The organism is Nitrospira sp. Nam80, assembly GCF_965152575.1.
Map to the genome: position 1 here is coordinate 3925575 of NZ_OZ224216.1, position 22091 is coordinate 3947665.

At 58.3% G+C, this 22091-nt stretch carries 17 protein-coding genes and 1 tRNA gene; 2 read left to right on the forward strand and 16 right to left on the reverse strand.

What is annotated here, in order from left to right:
* Positions 1-21 precede the first annotated feature (21 nt).
* The 13 genes from ACWGXE_RS18380 to ispH all read right to left on the reverse strand — a co-directional run bounded on the left by ACWGXE_RS18380 (position 22) and on the right by ispH (position 16632).
* Positions 22-97: transfer RNA gene (locus tag ACWGXE_RS18380), tRNA-Cys, on the reverse strand.
* A gap of 115 nt (positions 98-212) precedes the next feature.
* A complete protein-coding gene (gene ispG, locus ACWGXE_RS18385; RefSeq protein ID WP_447599477.1) occupies positions 213-1415 on the reverse strand; it encodes a flavodoxin-dependent (E)-4-hydroxy-3-methylbut-2-enyl-diphosphate synthase in 1203 nt (400 codons plus the stop codon).
* 75 nt (positions 1416-1490) lie between these two features.
* Positions 1491-3431, reverse strand: a complete 1941-nt coding sequence (dxs, locus tag ACWGXE_RS18390; protein ID WP_447599478.1) for a 1-deoxy-D-xylulose-5-phosphate synthase — start codon at positions 3429-3431, stop codon at positions 1491-1493.
* A 235-nt stretch (positions 3432-3666) separates the two neighbouring features.
* Positions 3667-4653, reverse strand: coding sequence for a DUF3187 family protein (locus tag ACWGXE_RS18395; protein WP_447599479.1), 987 nt, complete (start codon positions 4651-4653; stop codon positions 3667-3669).
* Positions 4654-4708: 55 nt separating this feature from the next.
* The gene (locus ACWGXE_RS18400; protein WP_447599480.1) at positions 4709-5914 is read right to left on the reverse strand and encodes a BamA/TamA family outer membrane protein; all 1206 of its coding nucleotides are present in this window, start codon (positions 5912-5914) and stop codon (positions 4709-4711) included.
* Between the two features lie 34 nt (positions 5915-5948).
* Positions 5949-6605 carry an MlaC/ttg2D family ABC transporter substrate-binding protein gene (locus ACWGXE_RS18405; protein ID WP_447599481.1) on the reverse strand — a complete coding sequence of 219 codons (657 nt, stop codon included), beginning with the start codon at positions 6603-6605 and terminating at the stop codon, positions 5949-5951.
* Between the two features lie 16 nt (positions 6606-6621).
* Positions 6622-7065 carry an outer membrane lipid asymmetry maintenance protein MlaD gene (gene mlaD / locus ACWGXE_RS18410; protein ID WP_447599482.1) on the reverse strand — a complete coding sequence of 148 codons (444 nt, stop codon included), beginning with the start codon at positions 7063-7065 and terminating at the stop codon, positions 6622-6624.
* 2 nt (positions 7066-7067) lie between these two features.
* Positions 7068-7838 (reverse strand): ABC transporter ATP-binding protein, encoded by a 771-nt coding sequence (locus ACWGXE_RS18415; protein ID WP_447599483.1) that lies wholly within the window; start codon positions 7836-7838, stop codon positions 7068-7070.
* A gap of 42 nt (positions 7839-7880) precedes the next feature.
* Positions 7881-8597 (reverse strand): MlaE family ABC transporter permease, encoded by a 717-nt coding sequence (locus tag ACWGXE_RS18420; protein WP_447603795.1) that lies wholly within the window; start codon positions 8595-8597, stop codon positions 7881-7883.
* Between the two features lie 65 nt (positions 8598-8662).
* On the reverse strand, positions 8663-9472 hold the full coding sequence (locus ACWGXE_RS18425; RefSeq protein WP_447599484.1) for a 5'-methylthioadenosine/S-adenosylhomocysteine nucleosidase family protein: 810 nt from the start codon (positions 9470-9472) through the stop codon (positions 8663-8665).
* Positions 9469-11637 carry a squalene--hopene cyclase gene (gene shc / locus ACWGXE_RS18430; RefSeq protein ID WP_447599485.1) on the reverse strand — a complete coding sequence of 723 codons (2169 nt, stop codon included), beginning with the start codon at positions 11635-11637 and terminating at the stop codon, positions 9469-9471. Before shc ends, ACWGXE_RS18425 begins: the two co-directional genes overlap by 4 nt.
* Positions 11638-11822: 185 nt before the next feature.
* Positions 11823-15509 (reverse strand): chromosome segregation protein SMC, encoded by a 3687-nt coding sequence (gene smc / locus ACWGXE_RS18435; RefSeq protein ID WP_447599486.1) that lies wholly within the window; start codon positions 15507-15509, stop codon positions 11823-11825.
* Between the two features lie 160 nt (positions 15510-15669).
* Complete coding sequence (gene ispH, locus ACWGXE_RS18440) at positions 15670-16632, reverse strand: 4-hydroxy-3-methylbut-2-enyl diphosphate reductase (RefSeq protein WP_447599487.1); 963 nt, start codon at positions 16630-16632, stop codon at positions 15670-15672.
* Positions 16633-16779: 147 nt separating this feature from the next.
* On the opposite strand from ispH, the gene ACWGXE_RS18445 reads away from it, so the two are divergent.
* Positions 16780-17490, forward strand: coding sequence for a response regulator transcription factor (locus tag ACWGXE_RS18445; RefSeq protein WP_447599488.1), 711 nt, complete (start codon positions 16780-16782; stop codon positions 17488-17490).
* A gap of 620 nt (positions 17491-18110) precedes the next feature.
* Positions 18111-19319: a two-component system histidine kinase PnpS gene (gene pnpS / locus ACWGXE_RS18450; RefSeq protein WP_447603797.1), complete on the forward strand. Its 1209-nt coding sequence runs from the start codon at positions 18111-18113 to the stop codon at positions 19317-19319.
* A gap of 4 nt (positions 19320-19323) precedes the next feature.
* Here pnpS and ACWGXE_RS18455 read toward each other — a convergent pair whose 3' ends face one another.
* The 3 genes from ACWGXE_RS18455 to ACWGXE_RS18465 form a co-directional block, all read right to left on the reverse strand.
* The gene (locus ACWGXE_RS18455) at positions 19324-20316 is read right to left on the reverse strand and encodes an anion permease (RefSeq protein ID WP_447599489.1); all 993 of its coding nucleotides are present in this window, start codon (positions 20314-20316) and stop codon (positions 19324-19326) included.
* A gap of 66 nt (positions 20317-20382) precedes the next feature.
* Positions 20383-21000 carry a DUF47 domain-containing protein gene (locus ACWGXE_RS18460; protein ID WP_447599491.1) on the reverse strand — a complete coding sequence of 206 codons (618 nt, stop codon included), beginning with the start codon at positions 20998-21000 and terminating at the stop codon, positions 20383-20385.
* 65 nt (positions 21001-21065) lie between these two features.
* Complete coding sequence (locus ACWGXE_RS18465) at positions 21066-22058, reverse strand: 3-oxoacyl-ACP synthase III family protein (RefSeq protein WP_447599492.1); 993 nt, start codon at positions 22056-22058, stop codon at positions 21066-21068.
* Positions 22059-22091 lie beyond the last annotated feature (33 nt).

The window sequence follows — 22091 nt, forward strand, 5'->3', positions numbered from 1 at the left end:
CGAGTCGGGGCAAGCAAGGTGTGGAGGCGCCGGGCGGGTTCGAACCGCCGCATCGCAGTTTTGCAGACTGCTCCCTTAGCCACTTGGGTACGGCGCCACTGGAAGGATAGACAATCGGATTATAAAAGGGGGAGCTTGCAGAACTCAACCATCAGGAACGTACGGACGAGAAATAACGAAAACGAAATGCGGCGTGACCTTGACTGGAAGACTTACCGCTGGGTCGGCAGTACCGGGATGTCCCGCACGATCGTCGAATTCTCATCAGGAGCATGGCCGATCGGCTCCCAGCCTGTTTCTCCATGGCCGTTCTCCTGTGCCGGTACGCTGTCCGGCGCGCCGGCCTCGGCTTCTTTTTCCTTGGCGAGAATCTCGACTTCCTGAATCAAAGTGTCCATGAGTTCTTCCATAGGCACCTTGCGCATCAGTTTGCCCTTCTTGAAGAGAATGCCTTTGCCTTCCCCGCCCGCGATGCCGATGTCCGCCTCTTTGCCTTCCCCGATGCCGTTGACGACACACCCTAATACGGACACGTTCAGCGGAGTCTTGATATGGCCCAGCTTCTTTTCCAGTTCATTGGCCATCCGCACGACGTCGATCTCGACCCGCCCGCAGGTCGGGCAGGCAATCACATTGATCCCGCGATGCCGGAGTTCCAGCGACTTCAGAATTTCAAAACCGACTTTCACTTCTTCCACCGGATCGGCCGCCAAGGACACGCGCAAGGTGTCGCCGATTCCCGAGGACAACAGCCACCCGAGCCCGATGGCCGACTTGACCGCCCCCGTCATCGCGGTGCCGGCTTCGGTAATGCCGATATGGAGTGGATAATTGGATTGGTGAGAAAAGAGCCAGTACGCGTCGATCGCGTGATGCACGTCGGAGGCCTTGAGCGACACTTTCATGTTCGTGAAGCCTTCGTCTTCGAGCGCATGCACGGCGTTGAGCGCCGACTCAGACAGAGCCTCCGGTGACGGCCATCCGTATTTATCGAGCAGCGGCCGCTCCAATGAGCCGCCGTTGACGCCGACTCTCAGCGGAATGCCGCGCTCGTTCACCGCCTTCAGCACTTCCTGAACTTTCCACCAGGCGCCGATATTCCCGGGATTGATTCGCACGCAATCGACGATTTGAGCGGCTTTCAACGCGAGCCGGTGATCAAAATGGATGTCGGCGATCAATGGCACCGACATCTGCGCCTTGATCTTCGGCAAGGCGGCAGCCGCTTCCTCATCCGGCACCGCTACGCGAATAATTTCACAGCCCACCGCTTCAAGCTGCTTGATCTGTTCCACCGTTGCCGCGACATCACGGGTATCCGTCGAACACATCGACTGCACTGAGACCGGTGCGCCGCCGCCGATCTTCACGGGTCCCACTTGAATCTGTCTCGTCGCTCGACGTGTAATATGCATGATTCTTTACAGGCGCCTCTGCCCTTTTCCGCTTTCTATCCTATTCCTCATTCCTCATTCCACATTCGCTTCGCGTCAGCTTCCCTGCTCATCACCGTGGATCGCTCCACCGGCGAAGGCGGACCACTTGTCGGCGGAGACGGGGGACTTGCCCAGCAATTCCTTGACGCTATCATAGATGCCTTCGGCCGTCAGCCCGTATCGTTCTCTCAACAGATCTTGAGGTCCCTGCTCAATATACCAGTCCGGCAGACCCAGAATCTTCGTGCGAAGGTGCGTGAGCCCTTCGTCGGAAATCGCCTCCAGAACAGCCGATCCGAAACCGCCCATCTTGGCTCCCTCTTCGACTGTCACCAGATACCGAACCCGTTTCGCAACTTCGACGATCAGTTCTCGATCCAACGGCTTCACGAACCGCGCATTGATCACGGCGGTCGAAATACCTTCTTCTTCCAGCCGCTCCGCCGCTTTGTTCGCCGGCCATGTGGTGACGCCGATCGATACGATGACGACATCGCTGCCGTCCCGCAACAACTCGCCTTTTCCGACCGGGACGGCCGCCGGCTGCTCATCCATCGGGACTCCGAGACTGACGCCCCGAGGATAGCGGACCGATGCAGGGCCATCGTACGTGAATGCGGTCTTAATCAAATGCTGCAGTTCGTTTTCGTCCTTGGGCGCCATCACGACCATGTTCGGGACATGCCGGAGAAAAGCATAGTCGAACGCTCCGTGATGGGTCGTTCCATCCTCGGCCACCAGTCCGCCCCGATCGATACAAAAGGTGACCGGAAGGTTTTGCGTCGCGACATCGTGAACGACCTGATCGTAGGAGCGTTGCAGGAAAGTCGAGTACAGAGCACACACGGGTCGCATCCCTTGCGCAGCCAACCCCGCCGCGAATGTTACGGCATGCTGTTCGGCGATGCCCACATCATAGATACGGTCGGGAAACACTTTCTCGAACGCGTTCAGTCCCGTTCCTTCACACATCGCAGCGGTAATGGCGACAATTCGCTTGTCCTGCTTTGCGAGCTTCACAAGCGTATCGACCGCCAGGGCGGTGTACGTCGGACGAGGCGATTTCTTGGCCGGCACCCCTGTTTCGCGGATGAACGAGGGGCAGGCATGGAACCAGACCGGGTTGGCGATCGCCGGCTCATAGCCCAAGCCTTTCTTGGTGATCACATGCAACAGAACCGGGCCCTTCATCTTGAGCACATTTTCGAATGTAGGCAGCAAATGTTCAAAATTATGGCCGTCGATCGGGCCGACATATTGGAAACCCAATTCTTCAAAGAGCAGGCCGGGCAGAATGGCTCCTTTGGCCAACTCCTCGGCGCGCCGGGCGATCTTTTCCATTTCAAACCCGATGTGCGGGATCTTTCTCAGCAGTTGTCCGGTTTCCTCGCGGACGCGGGCGTAAAATTCACCCGTGAAGGTTCGGTTCAGATAGGCCGATATTGCGCCCACGTTCTTGGAGATAGACATCTGATTGTCGTTCAAAATCACCAGAAAATCTTTATTGGCCCCGCCGGCATGGTGCAGTCCTTCCAAGGTCATTCCGGCCGTCATCGCCCCGTCACCGACGACGCACAGCACCTTGTACTTCTCTTTCATTTGCTCGCGCGCCGCGACCATCCCGAAGGCCGCCGACACCCCGGTCCCGGCATGGCCCGCATTGAAAGTGTCATAGACGCTCTCTTCGCGCTTGCAGAACCCGCTCAGTCCTCCATATTGGCGCAACGTATGGAATTGTTCCCGCCGGCCCGTGAGGAGCTTATGCGTGTAGGCCTGATTGCTCGTATCCCACACGATCTTGTCTTTCGGAGTGTCCAGGAGGTAATGCAGCGCCACCGTCAACTCAACCACGCCGAGATTCGAAGCAAGATGGCCTCCTACGTTGGAGACCACAGAGATGATTTGTTCGCGAATTTCTTGACAGAGCGCGGGAAATTGCTCCGGAGAAAGCCGCTTTAAATCAGCGGGGCTATGTATGGTCTTCAACAATGACATTGCGATCTCCTTGGTGAATAAACCAGAGCGTACGAGATGTGGTAGTTTTGCGCAGGGCTCGGCGAAGCAGCGATAGAAGTTCGTCCAATTTCCACAGTCTCACATAGACATATGGCAATGTCAAGTATTCCGTTGCCTTAACAGGAGGTTCGGCGCCTCGCGGACTCTAGTGGGTTCACGTACGGCCTGAGCCCTGTGTGCTGGTTCCACGTGATTCGATATCGCCATCCTTGGATTACGATCCGAATCGAAACGTCACCAGCGTCGCGGCCGTAAAATCAGCGGCGCTGCCCCTGATGAAATCGAGATTTTCAATCCCATACACTTGCCAGAGCAAATTCCGCGTGAACCGATAGCTGAACCCGGCAGCGACCTCGGTGACTCCTTTATTGAGCACCTGCGTCCCGGTCCCATGGTACGGGGACGAATAATAATCGAATTGAGCCGTGAACGAGAGCGCATGAGACCAGAGATACTCCACGGCCGCAATGCCGCTGACTACCGGATGGAGCGGCAACCCCGCGATGCGGCCGGTCGGAAACACGCCGTTGATATTGCCATAAAGGATGAATTGCGATCCCATGGTCTTCTCCATAGCCAGGCCGATCCCGGCGTCCGGATGCCCGCTTCCGAATACCTGGCTGGCATTGCCGGTGGGCGCTTTCACTCCGATCCGCAGAGAGATGGCCGGCATGGTATGGCTTTCCCGCAGCATTTGATACTTGCCGTAGAAGGAGATATCCCCAAGTCCGACCTGCCCCTCCCGCCCAGCGAATAATGTCCGATCTCCCGTTCTCACGTCGAAGACATATCCAAAATCCTTCAAGGCTGTCCGGGCTGGGGCCTCGCCGGTCGTGGCATTTTCGACCCCGACGATCGCCCCCTCCATAAAACCGCCCCAGCGGTAAATCACCGGAATCTCCAGCGCCGCCTCGAATCGATCGGTGATGCCGTACCGGAAAAACGCTCCCGTGCGCATCGTTTCGAACTTCATCCTGGCCACGGCTTGATCTGTTTCATCCCGCGCGATATTGGCGGTTTCCGCCAACTCCAGCCTGAAATCGAACGCGCCTTTCTTGATGACCTCCGCTCGTTCCCCCGGCATGGCCATGACCAACAGATTGAGCGCCTGAAAATTCCGCACGGGAAAGGGCCCGGCGCCGTCGGCGCTCGCCGACCACGGCAGGCTGAGCGACAGGGCGCCGAAAAACCCGACCGACAAGATCAGCTTCCAACCATGCGATACACGAGCGTGCACGGCGGGTCACAGAGGGCAGCTAATAAGGGAAATCGAGGCCGGCGAAAATTGCTCCGCCTTCACGACTATAGCCATAATCCACTCTACCGACGACATTGGGCCGTACAATTCCCCGAAATCCTATGCCGGGCGTCATCCGATAATCTTTGAAACTGAGATCGTTATAGGAATTGAAAACCTGGCCGGTGTCGAGAAAAGGCGCGATCTCAAAATCCGCCGTGACTCCTGCGATCTTCGTGCGCAACATATGAATGCGCTCTTCGACGCTGAACGCAATCAGATGCTTGTCGATATACCGGTCCTGCCCGAAGCCGCGAAGATTATTTTGCCCGCCCAGCGACGACTGTTCATAAAACGGTACATCGGTCCCGAGCGTGGCTTGAAGGTCGCCGCGAACGACCAATACGGCACGTTTTGATTCACTAGGAAAAAGTCTCTTTACTTCAATTTCATAGCGCGAATACACGGGATGATCCCCGTTCCTGACATTCTGATTGATTTCGGCGTAGGCGGTGACCGCCATGCCCTCCGTCGGAGTGACCAGGCTGTTGCGGGTATCGTAATAGAACGTGGCCCGATGTCCAAAGATCACCGCTTCCCCCTGCACTCCGGGGACATCGGGAAACACTTCCTTGGTGAACGGCAGATCCGTCGCGCCACGCTCAAGCCGCACCTGGCGGAACCGCTGTCCCACCGAGATCTGCGTCACCTCGTTGACATGCACGCCGAAGCGCCAATCCGCCCGAATCTCCCGCGCCGTGTAGTTGGTCTCGTTCGCCTCCACCGTTCTCTCGCCGAGGCCGAAAAATCGGGAGGTCGCATTCTTAAAGAACTGCGCGCCGAGGTTCAAGGAATACCGGCCATTGCTGAATGCGGGATCCATATAGCTGAATACCAATTTCCGTTCGATTCGCTCCGTGAGTGACGCAATTACCCGCAACTGGCGATTGCCCGGCTCATAATGGAACCAATTCAACGCTCCGCGCGTCCCGACAATCGAATTTTGGATCAGCATGGGGGCAAAGAGGTTTTTCAACTCTCCGTCCTGGTCGCTGTGCAGAATCGGCACGATGAGCCCGACATCATTGCCGTCGTTCCGGCTGGTCGAAACCGATGGAATGGGGAAATATTGCGTATCCGCCACGGCATTCTCTGGGGCGCAGAGCGAGAGGACCCACGCGCACGCCACCAGCACACGGAGTACAAACACGTGTCTATGCTGCATGGCTCCTACGACGGATCACGACGGCCCACAAGGATTACGGAGATTTGATTTTGTCGGACTTCTTGCGAAGCTGGTCGACGAGTTCGGGATAGGACGAGGTGCGGAGGATTTTCGAAAATTGTCCCCGATAATTATTGACCAGACTGACGCCGTCGACCACCACATCATAGACACGCCAGTCACTATTCTTATTCATGAGCCGATAATCCATCGGGATTTCCGTCTTGCCTGACAGGATCTTCGTGCGCACTTCGGCGTAGTCCTTCTCCATCCGCTCGTTTAAGTATTGCACCCCTTCGCCGGAATAGGATTCCACCCGGTCGGCATAGGTATTGGTCAGCAACGTGCGAAACAGATCCACGAACTCGTGCTTGTCTTTGTCGGCCAACTGGTTCCATGGCGCGCCCAACGATCGCCGCGACATTTCCTGATAATCGAACCGCGCTCCGACGGTTTTTTCGAGCAGCTTGCGGCGCTCCTGGGCGCGCGACGGCTGCTTCAGGTCCTTGTCACCGAGGATACGCAAGACTTCATCAATCGTGGCCCGCACCGCGTCCGTAGCGGTCGCGGCGAAAACATCCGCCGGCATCAGGCCGACCAGCAGGAGGTATGCGAGAACCAGCCGCACCACATGGCGGCGAAGCCCAGCCGCTATCGATTTTGCCGGATTGGCGTCGATCGTCCCATCCATCCCCGCCCCCTTTATCCTAATTCACCTTGCCGTGCACATACTGGCTGACCAGTTCCTCTAGATCAAGCCCCGATTCCGTGTCGCGGATCTTTTCACCCTCTTTGAGTGGATCGCCGCCACCGCCGACCGAGAGCGCCACATATTTGTCGCCGATGATGCCGCGTGTCTTAATGGACGCGATCGAATCGGTAAACAGCTTCACCCCTTCTTGAATTGCAAGATTCACGATCGCGCGGTCGCCGCGCAGCATGATGCCCTTGACGCGACCGACTTCCACGCCCGCGATCTCCACCGAGGCGCCGGATTTCAGCCCGGAGGCGGATGTGAATTCCGCCTCGACGACATAGTTGTCTCCGCCGATGACTTCCAGCTTGCCCAACTTGATGGATAGATAGGCGAGGCAGGCGAGACCGACCAACACGAAGACCCCCACCACCAGCTCCAGCTTTGCCCGTTCCATGCTCAACTCCTCTCCCGAGTTTTGGCCATCACGCCCTCCAAGCTGATCGTTCCCCCGGCCGTGATGAATTCCTGGATCTCTTCATCCTTCGTGCGGACGAACTCGGCGGCGGGGGCCATGGTCACGATCTTTCCGTTCAGCAACATGGCGACCCAATCCGAAATCGCGAAGACTTCCGGAATTTCATGGCTGACCATCACGGCGGTAAATCCGAATTTCTTCTGCGTGGCGACAATCAGATCATGAATTGACTTGGCCAACAGCGGATCCAAGCCGGTTGTCGGCTCGTCGAACAGTACGATTTCCGGATCCATGACCAATGCACGCGCCAGCCCGGCGCGCTTCTTCATGCCGCCGCTCAACTCGGCGGGGAATTTATGGCCCATTCCGGCCAAACCGACCTGCTCCAGTTTTTCCTCGACCCGCCTGGTTACGTCGGCGCCTTTCAGGTGCAGCTTTTCGCGCAAAGGAAAGGCGACGTTCTCAAACACCGTAAAGGAGTCGAACAGCGCGGCGCTCTGAAACAGCATCGCGAATCGCTTTCGGACTTCGTTGAGGGCCGGCTCCCTGAGTCGCGCGATCTCGGTGCCGTCGATCCACACTTCGCCGCGATCCGGATGCATCAGCCCGATCATGTGCTTCAGCAGGACGCTCTTCCCGCTGCCGCTCTTCCCGATGATGGTGGTCAACTGGCCCGCTGGAATGGTGAGATCCAAACCGCGAAGCACCTGTTGGCCGCCGAGCGTCTTTTGGAGACCGACAAGCTTGATCACAATGCACGTCCAAGTACTGGGTTCTGAATTTTCAATTATGAGTTACAAGAGCACGGAGGTCAGGAAATAGTCCCACACCAGAACCATGACCGACGACAAAACTACGGCTTCCGTCGTGGCCGTGCCCAGTCCTTCCGCACTCTGCCTCGTATAGAAGCCTTTGTAGCAACAGATCCAACTGATGAGAAGCCCGAAGCTGACGGATTTCCAGATCCCGCCGTAGACATCCTTCCACTCGACGGCCGATTCGATCGAACTCCAATAGGCCCCCGCGTTGCCGCCGAGCAGATTGACTCCGACAAGGTAGCCTCCATAGATTCCCACGACGTCGAACAGCGCGACCAGCAGAGGCACCCCGATCAGGCTGGCTACCAATTTCGGCGCAATCAGATACTGCAGCGGATTGATGGCCATGGTCTCGAGCGCGTCGATCTGCTCGGTAATACGCATAATGCCGATTTCCGCCGTCATGGCCGATCCGGCCCGTGCCGTTACCATGAGCGCGGCCAACACCGGCCCCAGTTCCCGAATGATGCTCAGAGCCACGGCCGAGCCGAGCACCGCTTCGGAGCCGAATTTCCGTAACGTGTAGTATCCCTGCAAGCCCAGGACCATACCGGTGAACACCGCAGTCAAGACGACGACGAAGGTGGATTTATATCCGATAAAGTGAAGCTGTTTGATCATTTGGAAGAATCGCACCGGAGGGCGCACGAGCCAGGCGAAGGACGACAGAAGGAAGAGCAACATCCGCCCCATCTCCTCGATGTAACGGAGCGTGACGCGGCCTATCTTTGCAATCCACGGCACAGTAAGTCCCTCCTCTAGCGCCGGGCCGCGGCCAATGCGCCCACATAACATTGATGGAACCGGCTTAACTGCTTCGCAGCTATCCGACTTTGAGCCCGCAGCCGTGACAACCCGGTGAAGCTCGACGGATGCGATAGACAGGCCATGGCGCCCGCGATCCATCCGCTTGGCCGCAGGAAGAGATTGAAATCGAGGGGCAGATCTTCATCCCTGCCATCGGATACGGTTCGAATGGCGGCAAAGGGAAGAGTCGCCTCACGGGCCACCAAAGCCAGCGCAGCGCTCTCCATGTCCAATGCTATGGCGGCAGTTGATTGAGCCAGGGCTCGCTTCTGATCGCCACGGCATACCACCTGTTCCACCGAGACAAATCGCCCCGGCGCATGCTCCACCCCCGACTCCTGTGCCGCGTGAATCGCCTCCGTGGTCAATTCGAGGTCACAGGAATACACCGGATCGTATCCGGTGCAGGACTGACGGACGATCTCGGTTCCGATTAGTACATCGCCGACGCGCGCTTCATTCAAGGCACAAACGAAGCCGGTGGAGATGATCGCGGAAAGCGGGCCAACCGTCAGGATCGCTCGGGCGGTTTCTTCGGCCTTCCGTGGACCGATACCGGTTCGAACGACCCAACAGGGAATGTCACCGCAGTTGCCGGCCCAATACTGCACCCCGTTCACCGACCGCATATCATGGGACGGGAGAGCCTCAAGAACAGCGTTAATCTCCCATCTGGTGGCAGCAAAAATTCCGATCGGTTTCACCGGTTCACCCGGGAGGGGATGAAAAAATGGAATCCGCAACGGGACGCGAGCGATCACTCGGATCGATAGCGCCCCGATTCGCAGGCCTGCTGACGTAACTCATCAGCTTTAGTTTTCCCGCGAGTCCTGATGTTGCGGTACATGGCGAGAGCCCACAATGGGAAGTACTGGCAATACCAATGGTAGCGAAGATAAAACACGCGTGGAAATCCGGTGCCGGTATGGCGGACTTCCTCCCACGATCCGTCCGCGGTCTGATGGCGCAGCAGATAATGGATGCCGCGCGCCAGACTAAATGAATCGTAGACCCCCGCGGACATCAGCGCGAGCAGAGCCCAGGCGGTCTGGGACGGTGTGCTCTCCCCCTTGCCGCTGTGCGCGAGGTCGCCATAGGAGAGACACGATTCCCCCCATCCTCCATCCTGATTCTGCTTGGATTCGAGCCAGTGCACCGCCTTCCGAATGTAAGGCGACGCCGGATCCTCACCGATCGCCCGAAGCCCGGCGAGCACGGACCAGGTTCCATAAATATAGTTGACGCCCCACCGTCCGTACCAGCTCCCGTCTTCTTCCTGATCCTGCTTTAAAAATGTCAGCGCCGGTGCCACGGCCGGATGCCGGTGATCGTATCCCAGTGTCGCCAGCATCTCGAGGCAGCGACCGGCCAAATCGGCCGTGCTCGGATCCAGCAAGGCTCGATGGTCGGCGAACGGAATATAGTTAAACACGATGCGATTGTTATCTTTGTCGTACGCGCCCCATCCGCCGTCGGATCCTTGCATGGCGACAACCCACCGGCACCCGCGCGCGATGGCAGATTTCAAGGCCGAATCATCCTGCATGCGGACCTTGGCCAGCGCCATGAGCACGACGGCCGAATCGTCCACATCGGGATAGGTCTCATTTTCGAACTGAAAATACCAGCCGCCTGGTTCCGCGGCAGGCGATGAAATCTTCCAATCACCGATCGTCGTCGTCTGCTTGGAGAGAAGCCATGAGGCGCTTTTCAGCAATGCCGGATGGTCCTGCGGCATCCCCGCCTCGATCAATGCATTGATCAGCAGCGAAGTATCCCAAATGGGAGACACGCAGGGCTGGAGGTGCATCGCCTCAACCCGTTGCCCATGTTCATACACCGTATCGTGCACTTCGAGTTCTTCGATTTCACGCAATGCCTTAAGGACCAAGGGATCGTCCGCCTTATACCCCAGGCACAGGAGCGCCATCACCGAGTTGGCCATGGCCGGATAAATTGCGCCGAGCCCGCCGGTTCCCTTGAGCCGCTCAATCATCCATCGCGCCGCCTTCTCGAGCGCATGCTTACGCACCGAAGCGACCGGCGTTCGATCATAAATCTTCAACAGCGCGTCGAGGTTGATGAAGAAATTGCGCGGCGTGAACCAGGCCCGGTCCTTCTGGAACGGCGGGACCGCGCGATAGTTGATCCGGTCCGGCGGCACGGTGTACAGCTCGCTGATGCCCTGTTCATCCGGAATACGGCACAGCGGGCGATGCGCGAAGACAATCAGCAACGGGATGAGGACCGCTCGGGACCAATAGGAAATGGCATAGATGCTGAAATAGAACCGTTTGGGCAACAGCATGATCTCGGGCGGCATACTCGGAACACCGCGCCAATCGTATTGCCCGAACAAGGCCAAGGTGATCTTCGTAAAGACGTTGGCCGCCACGACGCCGCCCTTCGCGAGGATGCATTGCTTGGCTTTGATCATGAACGGTTCGTCAGCCGACACGCCCGACAACTTCAACGCAAAATAGGCCTTGACCGATGCGCTGATTTCCGAGGGGCCGCCGTAATAAATGGGCCATCCGCCGTCGGACAGCTGCGCGGATTTCAAATAGCGCACGGCTTTTCGCTCGAGTTCGGGCTCGACCCGGTCCATGAAACGGCGCAGCATCAAATACTCGGATGTCAATGTCGTATCGGCTTCCAGCTCCGCCACCCAATAGCCGTCGGCCTGGTTCTGCCGAGCCAGGAACCAGGCTTGGCTCTTATGAATCGCTTCGTCAATGGCATCGAGCTGTCCGGTATGATTGGTGGCACGGCGCGACGGCGCATCGGTTTGCGGCGACGGCACGGAGGTGCCGAATCCCCAAATCAGACGAGGCGCGGTGAGCCCGCTGGCCGCCATGATTCGGTTGGACACCGACACGAGCGGGCTATCGGACAGACGATTCATCAACGATTTGATCAGCCGCATGATATTGTTCCGTGATTCAGACGAAGGCGGCAGGAAAGATGATCGAGACTGCTCCATCAGCCTCTATGCAGCAAGACCTAGTAATCTTACATCCCACATTCTCACGGCTTATAACAGACAAGGGTGGGCAAGTCAAGCAAGCGGCAAGGTAAGCTCTCTAAAGTATTCGCGTTTTTGCCCGCCTACTAAGCAGGCTGAAGGTCCGCGAGCTTCACCGAGATCAGTTTCGACACCCCCGGATCTTCCATCGTCACGCCGAATAATGAATCGGCCATGGCCATTGTTCGCTTGTTATGCGTGATGACGAGGAACTGCGCTCCGCTCGAGAGTTCACGGAGAACGGTGGTGAATCGCCCGATGTTCTCCTCATCCAAGGGCGCGTCGATCTCGTCCAGGATGCAGAAGGGCGTAGGGCGAATCAAAAAACTGGCGAACAGGAGCGCCATGGCGGTGAGAGTCTTCTCTCCGCCCGAAAGCATCGTGATGCTTTTGAGGCGCTTGCCCGGCGGTTGCGCCACGATGTCCACACCCGGTTCCCCGGACGATCCTTGCTCGGCCCCTTCTTCCGGCTGCTCTTCGACGAGCTGCAGTTCGGCGCGGCCGCCAGGAAAAAACTGCGTGAAGACTTCGCCGAACTTTTGCTGCAGCTCATTGAAGGTGGAGATGAACATTTCTTTCGTCGTCCGATTGATGCGCTGGATAATTTCCTTCAACGAAGCGATGGAATTCGAGAGATCCTGTTCCTGTGCCGTCAAGAATCCGTACCGCTCCTCCAACTCCCGATGCTCTTCGATGGCCGCAAGATTGATCGCGCCCATGCGATCCAATCGCTCGCGAACCTTGCGTAATTGCTCTCGCAATTCTTCCGTGGCCGTGTCCGCAAAGCGATGTGCCTCCTCCGATGGTGCGCCGCCACCGGCTTCTGTTTGGACGGAAACCGGCCCGCCCGCCAACAGCGTCGTATCCATCTGATAGGTGCCCGTCAGCGTGCCTTCCAGAGTCGAGAGGTGTGTCTTGATTTCCGCACGCCGCACTTCCACCGCCATCCGGCTGTCTCTGATCGCCGAGAGCGCATGGCGTGTCTCGGCTAAAGCCTGTTCCAGTTTTTGAATCAAGGTCATCTCGTCGGCCTGTCGCTCCTGCGCCGCAACGAGATCCGACTTGATGCGATGAACCGTCACGCCGTATTCCTGGCAGAGCGAATCCTGCCGAGCCGATTCCCGGCGGCTTTCTTCGATCGCGGCCGTCAACGTGGCCAACTGGTCCTCCAGCACAGCCACTCGGCTGCCGGCCGCCTGTTGCTCCTGAAGCAGTCGGTTCAGGTCCGCGCGGCCGTGCTCGCCGCGGGACCGCAAATTCTCCAGCATCAAGCGAGCTTCGGTGTGTTGTTGCTGCCTCGCAGACATATCCCGTTCCATGTCGCCCAATCGGGCCCGCGCTTGCGTCAATATCGTTTCCTGCCCGGTTTTTTCGGCGATCCATTGCGCCAATTGCCCGCGGCCCGACTTCAATTCCTGCTCCAACCGAAGCCGGTCCTGCCCGCACGCCCTCAGATCGTCGGCCAGGACGTCGGCGCGCCGCCTCAATTCGACGCGCTGATGATCCACTCCCGTTTCATCCTTCTGAACGGAAAGTTCCAGCAGTTCCGCTTCACGAAGGGCTTGCGCCGTATGCCGCTCGTCCTCGCGCAACGTCGCCGCCTGCGCGACGGATTCTTCGCGCAGTTGCTTGCTTTCTTGGAGCGCCATGCTCAACCTATCCCGTTGAGCCTCCAATTCCAGCACCTCGCGGCGGCGCTGAAGTAGTCCCTCGTTCTCACTGCTCGACCCGGCGGTAATCACACCGGCCGCATCCACGATCTCTCCGGATAGGGTCACCAAGGTCGGACCGTCCGGCGCCGCCCATTGGTGGCGTTCCCATAATGATAGGGCAATATCCAGCCGATCGACGAGCACGACACCCTCGAAGAAATAGGGCACCGCCGCAGTAAATCCGTCACGAGTTCGGATCAGATCTACGGCGCGGCCGACGACACCGGCTTCCTGCGCGATCCCGTTCCACCAAGGTTGGACCCCCTCGCTCCGTTGTTCGTTCCACCGGAGTTGTCGGGGAATGAAAGAGCCCCGCCCCAACTCTTGGCCTTTTAAAAACTCAACGGCGCGGCAGGCGGCTGCCGGCTCGTCGACAAGCCAGCCTCTGACCCGCTCGCCGAGAATCGCTTCGACGGCGCGATCAAGACCGGGCGGAATCTCCAGCCATTCGGCCACTGCGTCCTGCACACCCTCGCACGCGCGCAGAGCCGTCCCTTCTTCCTGCCCTTCGCGGCCATACCCCATTTCTTCGCGCACGACACCTTGGATCGCCTGCAACCGGGAATCGGTGGCGGCCAAGTCCGTCGATTGCTCTGTAACCTGTTGTTCCAGTTGACCGATGCGTGCCGTCGTCTGCTCAAGCGCCGAATGGATTTCTTTCCGCCGATCGGTGAGCGACGTGATCCGTTCCCTCACCTCGATCCGCTGGCTGACCAGCGCTTCCTGCTGATCGCTCAGAGCGACCAAGACCCGCTCCAATTCGTCCCGTTCACGAGCCGCCCGTTCTTCGCGCTGCGCTGTTTCTTCCAACCGCGTCGCGATTTGACTAAGTCCCTGCTCGGTATTCGCCACGAGGACGGTTAGATTCAAGATGTCATGGCGCCCCCGCTCCTCCTCGGCTACCGCGGCCGCCCGCTGGGACGCCAGCGCCTGCACCGCCCGATCAAGCGTCGTGAACTGCTGTTCCTGTCCCGCCGTTTCCTCGTCGATCTGTGCCAATCTGGTTCGAAGATCTTCCACTTCGCGATTCGCCTGCTCCTGCTCTTCCGCCAGGCGTGTCAGCTCGTGCGACGCCTGCGTTCGCTGCTGATCGAATAATTCGGTCCTGCTGCGCTCCAGTTGACCGGCGGCCAGGGCTTGCGCCTGTTGCTGTTCGGCCTGCCCTAATTCTTCCCGCACTCGGCTGATCGCTTCGCCCATGTCGGTAATACGGAGACGGGCTTCCTCGTGTTCGCCGTCGAGACGGGCTTGTTCAGCCAATCGTTGCGCTTCCTGTGTTTCGAGACCCTCCACCTCGGTGTCCACCTCATTCAGTCTCGCCCGGTACAGGCGATAGTCTCGCGTCAACAGCTCGATCTCCACCGTTCGCGCTTCCTGTTGCAAGGTTTGAAACGACCTGGCCTGTCGCGCCTGCCGCTCCAGCGAGTTCAATTGTTTTTTCACTTCGACAATGATGTCGCGGACGCGCAGCAGGTTCTGCTGGGTTGCGTCAAGCTTGCGCAGCGCTTCGGCTTTTTGCTTCTTGTAGCGGACGATGCCGGCGGTCTCCTCGATCAATTCGCGCCGGTCCTGCGGCGAGGCATTGAGAATTTGGTCGATGCGTCCCTGCTCAATCACCGTATGGCCCTTGGTCCCAGCCCTGGTTTCGATCAATACGCTTCGAATGTCCTTGAGCCGGCAGGCCGTCTTATTGATGAGGTATTCACTGTCCCCGTTTCGGTACAGCCGTCTCGTGATCATGAGCTCCTGATACTCTCCCAGCTGGCTCGGCATGCCGGCCACGACGTCCAATCGCAAATCGGCCAGCCCTCCGATGATCAACGACACTTCCGACATCCCCAATGGTTTGCGTAACTCGGTCCCGTTAAAGATCACGTCTTCCATTCGCTCGCTGCGGAGAGTCTTCGTGCTTTGTTCCCCCAGGACCCAGAGAATGGCGTCGACCACGTTGCTTTTGCCGCTGCCATTCGGACCCACGATCGCCGTAATACCCTTGGGAAATTGGATCTTCGCCTCGGCAAAGGACTTAAAACCCAGCATTTCCAATGACTTTAGATACACGATGCACCTCCAGGGATGAGACGAGTTGGGAGAGGAGCGACGGCGGGGCCACTTCTAGCATAGAGCCCATGGGAAAGCAAAGAAAAACACCGGGTATGGGGGATAATCAAAAATGATCCCCTATATATGGAGGAAATGACCTAAGGGGAGAGAAGCCGATTTAGGAGGTTGGGGCAGCGGCGCGGGACGCCGACTCGATCGTGACCAGTTCCTTAGGGAGAAGGAATTCAACATCCTCTTCGACCACGGTTAAATCTTCGACTTCTTCGCAAGATCCCAACTCTTTGAGATATGCCACGACTTCGGTGACCAAAACCTCCGGCGCCGAGGCGCCGGCCGTGATCCCGACCGCTCTTGCACGGGTCAACCAGGCGGGATTGATGTCCGCAGCGGAATCAATGAGATAGGAAGGAATACCGCAATGCTCGCCGAGTTCGCGCAGCCGATTTGAATTGGAACTGTTGGGCGACCCGATGACCAAAATGACATCGACCAATTTCGACAAGGTCTTGACGGCATTCTGCCGATTTTGAGTCGCGTAGCAGATATCCTCCTGATGAGGACCTTTGATATTCGGAAATCGCCGGTGCAATGCGCCGACAATATCGCGGCATTCATCCACGCTGAGCGTCGTCTGCGTGACATAGGAAAGATTGGGCGTCTTTCCCACTTGCAGCTTTTCCACGTCTTCCACCGAAGAGACCAGATGGAACTTGTCCGGGATCTGCCCCAAGGTGCCGATCACTTCCGGATGCCCGGCATGGCCGATCAGGATGAGCTCATACCCCTGGGTATAGTCTCGATTGACTTCGTTATGGACTTTGATGACGAGAGGGCAGGTCGCATCGATGACATGCAACCGGCGGCTTTGCGCTTCTTCCCAGACGGACTTGGCCACGCCATGGGCGCTGAATATCACGACCGAGCCTTCCGGCACTTCGTTCAGCTCTTCCACGAAGACGGCGCCTTTCTGGCGCAAGGAGTTGACGACATGCCGGCTGTGGACGATCTCATGCCGGACATAGATAGGAGCTCCGTATTTCTTCAGCGACAAATCAACGATGTCGATCGCACGGTCCACTCCCGCGCAGAAACCCCGAGGATTAGCCAGATAGATTTTCATGGGTCGTAGATCTCCCTACCGTCGCGTCTTGAAAACAGCCGCAGAGTTTCACCTTACGTCAGACCCGCCCTTCTCGTCAACATTCATCCTTTCCCCTGCTCCCGTCCGGGGTTGAGCCTTCCGCCTCCGCTATGCCACAATCGCGCCATGTCGCGGATCGCGAATAAGAAAATCCTGATCGTGGAAGATGAGGCGGATATTCTTCACCTCGTGAGCCTCTATTTGGAGAAAGAAGGATTCCGCATCAGCACGGCCGGAACCGGCGTCCATGCGCTCAAGCTGGTGAAGGAAGAGCGGCCGGATTTGATCATCCTCGATTTGATGTTGCCGGAGATGGACGGCCTCGAAGTGTGCAAGAAAATACGGCTCAATCAGGACACGGCTATGATCCCGATTCTGATGCTGACCGCGAAAGCCGAGGAATCGGATACGGTGATCGGCTTGGAGTTGGGGGCCGATGACTATGTCACCAAACCATTCAGCCCCAAGGCTTTGGTCGCGCGCGTGAAGGCCTTGCTTCGAAGAATGGACCGCAGCGCGAACGAGGCCCAGTCGGTCCACCAGTACGGATCTCTCGTGATCGACCTTTCGCGCCATGAAGTGCGGGTGCGGGATCGCGAAGTTCCGCTCACGGCCAAGGAGTTCGGGCTGCTGGAACATCTCGTGCGCAACGTGGGCCGCGTGCTGACACGCGATGTCTTGTTGAACGCCGTGTGGGGCTATGACTATTACGGCACGACCAGGACCGTCGATGTCCATGTTCGGCGGCTCAAACAAAAGATCCCGCTTCTCAACGACGCCATCGTTTCGGTCAAATCACTCGGGTACAAGCTCCGCGACTCCGACGCCTCTCCATGAACCTTTCCATTCGATGGAAGGTCGCCCTCGGCACGCTGGCAGCCGTCATTCTGGGATTGGCGGTGGCCGGATGGCTGGCGATCCGTTCGGTCGAGGAATCCGAGCTGACACGAGTGACCGACATGCTCGACACCCGTGGTAATCTCATCGCGCATGCGCTGCGCCCGCTCTTCAATGAGACCGGTTTACCGTCCGTCGACTCACCAGCCCTGCAAGCCGCGATCACGGAACTGAGCGACAAAGCACATATCAGGGTGACGGTGGTCGCCGCCGACGGGACCGTCCTCGCCGACAGCTCGGTCACTGCCGCCGAACTCGCCCGCCTCGACAATCACCGATCGCGGCCCGAGATCAAGCAGGCTCTGGATGCCGGGCGCGGCGCCGATATTCGAGCCAGCCATACAACCGGAGAACGGACATTCTATATCGCGTTGGCGATGGAGCAGCCGCGTGGAGGGGTCGCCTTCCCTATCGTGCGGGTCGGATATCCGCTCACGACCATGGAAGACCATATCCGCCACATCCAGGAGGACTTGGCCGTGGCCTTCGGCATTGCTTTTCTAGCGGCCTTATCGTTGAGCATTATCCTGGCCAGAAGCATCACCAAGCCGCTCGCCGAAATGACGTCCGTCGCGCGACAACTGGCCGGCGGCACGCCCGGCGTCCGGATTCATATTGCCTCGCGCGATGAGGTCGGCTTTCTCGCCCAAACCCTCAATCATATGACCGATGAGTTGGAATCCAAGATTAAAGAAGTCTCGGAGGACCGCGCGCAATTACTGGCCATGTTGAGTGCCATGATCGAAGGCATCATGGTGCTCGACTACCGCGGCGTGATTCTTCAGGTCAATCCCGCGCTCGAGCGCATGTTCTCGCTTGGCCGCCACGACTGGCGCGGCCGGCCCTACGGAGAAGTCGTTCGACACGAGGGGCTCAGCGAACTCGTGTCCAGGGTTCTGGAGACCCGGACCGGAGAAGGCAATGAAATTATTCTATTCCCCAGCGGCCGCTGCCTGCGGATTGAGGCCTCCATGGCGGGCGGGCGGCTCGAAAATGAAGCCTGTGTGGTGCTGGTCTTTCACGATATGACCGAACTGCGGCGGCTCGAGAAGATCCGCAAAGATTTTGTCGCCAACGTGTCGCATGAACTGCGCACACCGCTCACCTCTATCAAAGGCTATGTCGAAGCGCTGATCGACGGCGGAAAGGACGACCCCGACACCGCCGCGCAGTTTCTCGACATCATCCTGCGGCAGAGCAATCGGCTGAATCTGATTCTCGACGATCTGCTGCAATTGTCACAAATCGAATCCGGTCAGGTGCTGCTGCGAAAAGACCCCGTGGATCTCCGGTCCGTGCTGGAGCGCACCGTCGCGTTCATCAAGCCGCTCGCCGACAAGAAACAGCATACGGTCGGCGTCAGTTTGCCCGATCAAGTGCCGTTAATTGTCGGGGATGAAGACCGCCTGGTCCAAGTGTTTATCAATCTCCTCGACAACGCGGTGAAGTACACCCCGGATGGGGGCGCGATCACCGTCGCTCTCCGATTGGCCTCCGACCACCGTACACCCCCGATCGAAGAAGCCCTCGAAGTGCGTGTCTCGGATTCGGGCATCGGCATCCCTGAAACGGACCGGCCACGGGTCTTCGAGCGGTTTTACCGTGTCGATAAGGCTCGATCACGTGAATTGGGCGGCACCGGACTCGGACTGGCTATCGTGAAACACATTGTCGAGGGTCATGGCGGGTTGGTTTGGGTAGAAGGCAACCATCCGCGAGGGAGTCGCTTTATTGTGAAACTGCCGGTCAGTGACTCCGCGCTGTCCTAGCCTCTCAACGGACAACCATCATGAGAGCATAAACGCCTGCGGCAAGCAGGCCGGCTCCAGGCAGCGTAAAAATCCAGGCGCTCACGATTTTGGTCGTCACGCCCCACCGCACCGCCGACAATCGTTTCGTCGCCCCAACCCCCATAATCGCCGAGGTAATCGTATGGGTTGTGCTGACCGGAAGGCCGATGTGCGCCGTCATGAGGAGAACGGCCGCCGCGCCTGTTTCAGCGGCGAAACCATGAACCGGCTCCAGCTTGACGATGCGCATGCCCAATGTTCGGACGATCCGCCAGCCGCCGGCGACGGTCCCCAGCCCCATGGCGGCGGCGCAGATCGCAATGACCCATCCCGGCACATCGTTGGTTTCCAAATGACCAGAAGACAGCAGGGCCAGGGTAATGATCCCCATTACTTTCTGCGCATCGTTCGCGCCGTGACTGAACGCCATGAAACTGGCCGACACAAGCTGCAGGCGGCTGAAAATCCTGGTCGCGGTCCCGCGCGCCACACGAAAAAATGACCAGCTGATCACGACCATAATCAGCAAGCCCGCCGCGAAGCCGAACAAAGGGGACAGCACCATGGCTTCCAGGACGGATCGCAACCCGCCGAGCTTGATCGTGGTCCAGCCTCCATGAGCGACCGCGGATCCGACCAGTCCGCCGATCAGCGCATGCGACGAACTGCTCGGCAACCCGAGGATCAGCGTGAAGAGGTTCCAGAGAATGGCCCCGCTCAAGGAGGCCGCGACGACCGTATGCGTGATCGCTTCGGGAAATACGATGCCGGAGCCGACCATTTTCGCCACGGCGGTGGAAAAAAACGCTCCGGCCACGTTCAAAAAACCGGCCAGCAACACGGCGACCAGCGGGCTCAAGATCCGCGTCGAGACCACGGTGGCAATGGCATTGGCGCTGTCGTGCCATCCGTTCGAAAAATCAAATACCAGCGCCAGAGCAATGGTGATGAGCAGCATACTTTCAAATTCAGGCATGGATCTTTTTTGGGGGCTGATGTAGACGGATATATCGTGGATGGTCTCGTGTGCGGCGCGGGTTACTTAATAGTGCTTGAGCGCGATCCGCTCCAGGATGTTTGCAACGTCTTCGCAGCGATCCGTGCCGGTCTCAAAATTCTCGTAAATCTCCTTCCACTTGATCACGGCGATCGGATCGGTTTCTTTTTCAAAGAGCTGGGAGATGGCTTCGCGGGAAATGCGATCCGCTTCGTTCTCCAAGCTGTTCACGCGCACGCTGCATTTATTCACGTCGGAGTGCGGCTTCCCCAACATTTCGACGGTGGCTCCGACTTCGACGGCCGATTGGTAGAGAATATCGGCCAACCGGATCGCTTGTTCGTTCGGCCGGCTGATCTTGTAGAGCACGAACCGATCGGCGATGTCTTCGACCACGTCCAGAATATCATCGAGCGCGCTGGCCAGGTCGTGAATGTCCTCGCGATCGATCGGAGTAATAAACGTCTGATTCAATCGACGAGCGATATCATGCGTAATACCGTCTCCGACATGCTCCACTTCCTTGATCCGCTTGGCCTTCCCGACCGGATCATGAAAATTATCCATCATGTCCTTCAACAACCGGCTGCCCTCGATCATATTGTGGGCCGCTTGCTTGAACAAATCGAAGAACGCTTCTTCCCGCGGAATCAAGCTCAACATTGCTACATCTACCTTCGCGCGCCTTTCGGATTGTGATCAAGCCTCGAAGCCGGCGACGAGCCCGCTCACCAGCGGAGCACCCCTGTCGCCCAGGTCAATCCTCCGCCGAAGGCGCCCAATAAAAGCGTGTCCCCGGACTTGACCGGCGCGTCGCGAACGGCGCAGTCCAAGGCAATAGGCAGGGAGGCCGACGAGGTATTTCCATACCGCTCAATGACCGAATGCATGCGCCCCGCCGAGATGTGAAGGCGGCGGCGGATCGCATCCAGAATACGGACATTGGCCTGGTGCATGATGACATGATCGATGTTGTCGATGGTCATCCCCAATTCCTTGAGGAGATCGGTGACCGCCCGTTCCAGCCTGCGGACCGCCTGACGAAACACCGCCCCGCCTTTCATTCGAAGCATGTGTCGATGATTCCGGATGGTGTCGGTCTTGAACGGCGCCCGCGAACCGCCGGCCGGCACGGTAATCAGATCATGCCCCGACCCATCGGCGTACACCCGCACCGCTATGATCCCGGATTGCTCTTGGCCGGATCCGGCTTCCGCCGTGAGAAGAGCGGCTCCCGCTCCGTCACCGAACAGCAGCGCCGTTTCTTTATCCGTCCGATCCAAGAACCGCGATTTGACTTCCGCCGCCGCAACTAGACATGTCCGCAGCTGCCCGCTACGGATCATCGCATCGGCCATGGAGAGCCCGTACAGAAATCCCGAACAGGAGGCGGCCAGATCGAAGGCCACCGTCGATCGTCCGCCCAATGCGCGCTGGACATAGCAGGCCGTGGACGGAAAAGCCGTGTCGGGCGACGTGGTGGATAGGAGAATCGCATCAACCGACTCCGGGGATTTTCCGGCTGCCGCGCAGGCTCGGCGACAGGCCTCAAGTGCCAGATCGGAGGTAGCCTGCTCGCTCCCACTCCAATATCGCGAGCGGATGCCCGTCAACTGATACACCTGCTCGGCAGAGAGATTCAGAGGTCCGGCTATTTCCTCATTCTCCACCATACGCCCCGCGATATAGGAGCCTGTACCGATGATTCTGCTACGTATCACGCTGCCCAGCTATGTCGATAATTGGTTCAGGAC

Excerpts from the sequence above, each read along its gene's own strand:
- mlaD (WP_447599482.1), bottom strand. The coding sequence starts at position 7,065 with ATGGAACGGGCAAAGCTGGAGCTGGTGGTGGGGGTCTTCGTGTTGGTC.
- pnpS (WP_447603797.1), top strand. The coding sequence starts at position 18,111 with ATGACGTCCGTCGCGCGACAACTGGCCGGCGGCACGCCCGGCGTCCGG.
- ACWGXE_RS18400 (WP_447599480.1), bottom strand. The coding sequence starts at position 5,914 with ATGCAGCATAGACACGTGTTTGTACTCCGTGTGCTGGTGGCGTGCGCG.
- ACWGXE_RS18405 (WP_447599481.1), bottom strand. The coding sequence starts at position 6,605 with ATGGATGGGACGATCGACGCCAATCCGGCAAAATCGATAGCGGCTGGG.
- ispH (WP_447599487.1), bottom strand. The coding sequence starts at position 16,632 with ATGAAAATCTATCTGGCTAATCCTCGGGGTTTCTGCGCGGGAGTGGAC.
- ispG (WP_447599477.1), bottom strand. The coding sequence starts at position 1,415 with ATGCATATTACACGTCGAGCGACGAGACAGATTCAAGTGGGACCCGTG.
- ACWGXE_RS18460 (WP_447599491.1), bottom strand. The coding sequence starts at position 21,000 with ATGTTGAGCTTGATTCCGCGGGAAGAAGCGTTCTTCGATTTGTTCAAG.
- ACWGXE_RS18445 (WP_447599488.1), top strand. The coding sequence starts at position 16,780 with ATGTCGCGGATCGCGAATAAGAAAATCCTGATCGTGGAAGATGAGGCG.
- shc (WP_447599485.1), bottom strand. The coding sequence starts at position 11,637 with ATGCGGCTGATCAAATCGTTGATGAATCGTCTGTCCGATAGCCCGCTC.
- ACWGXE_RS18455 (WP_447599489.1), bottom strand. The coding sequence starts at position 20,316 with ATGCCTGAATTTGAAAGTATGCTGCTCATCACCATTGCTCTGGCGCTG.
- ACWGXE_RS18420 (WP_447603795.1), bottom strand. The coding sequence starts at position 8,597 with ATGGGGCGGATGTTGCTCTTCCTTCTGTCGTCCTTCGCCTGGCTCGTG.
- dxs (WP_447599478.1), bottom strand. The coding sequence starts at position 3,431 with ATGTCATTGTTGAAGACCATACATAGCCCCGCTGATTTAAAGCGGCTT.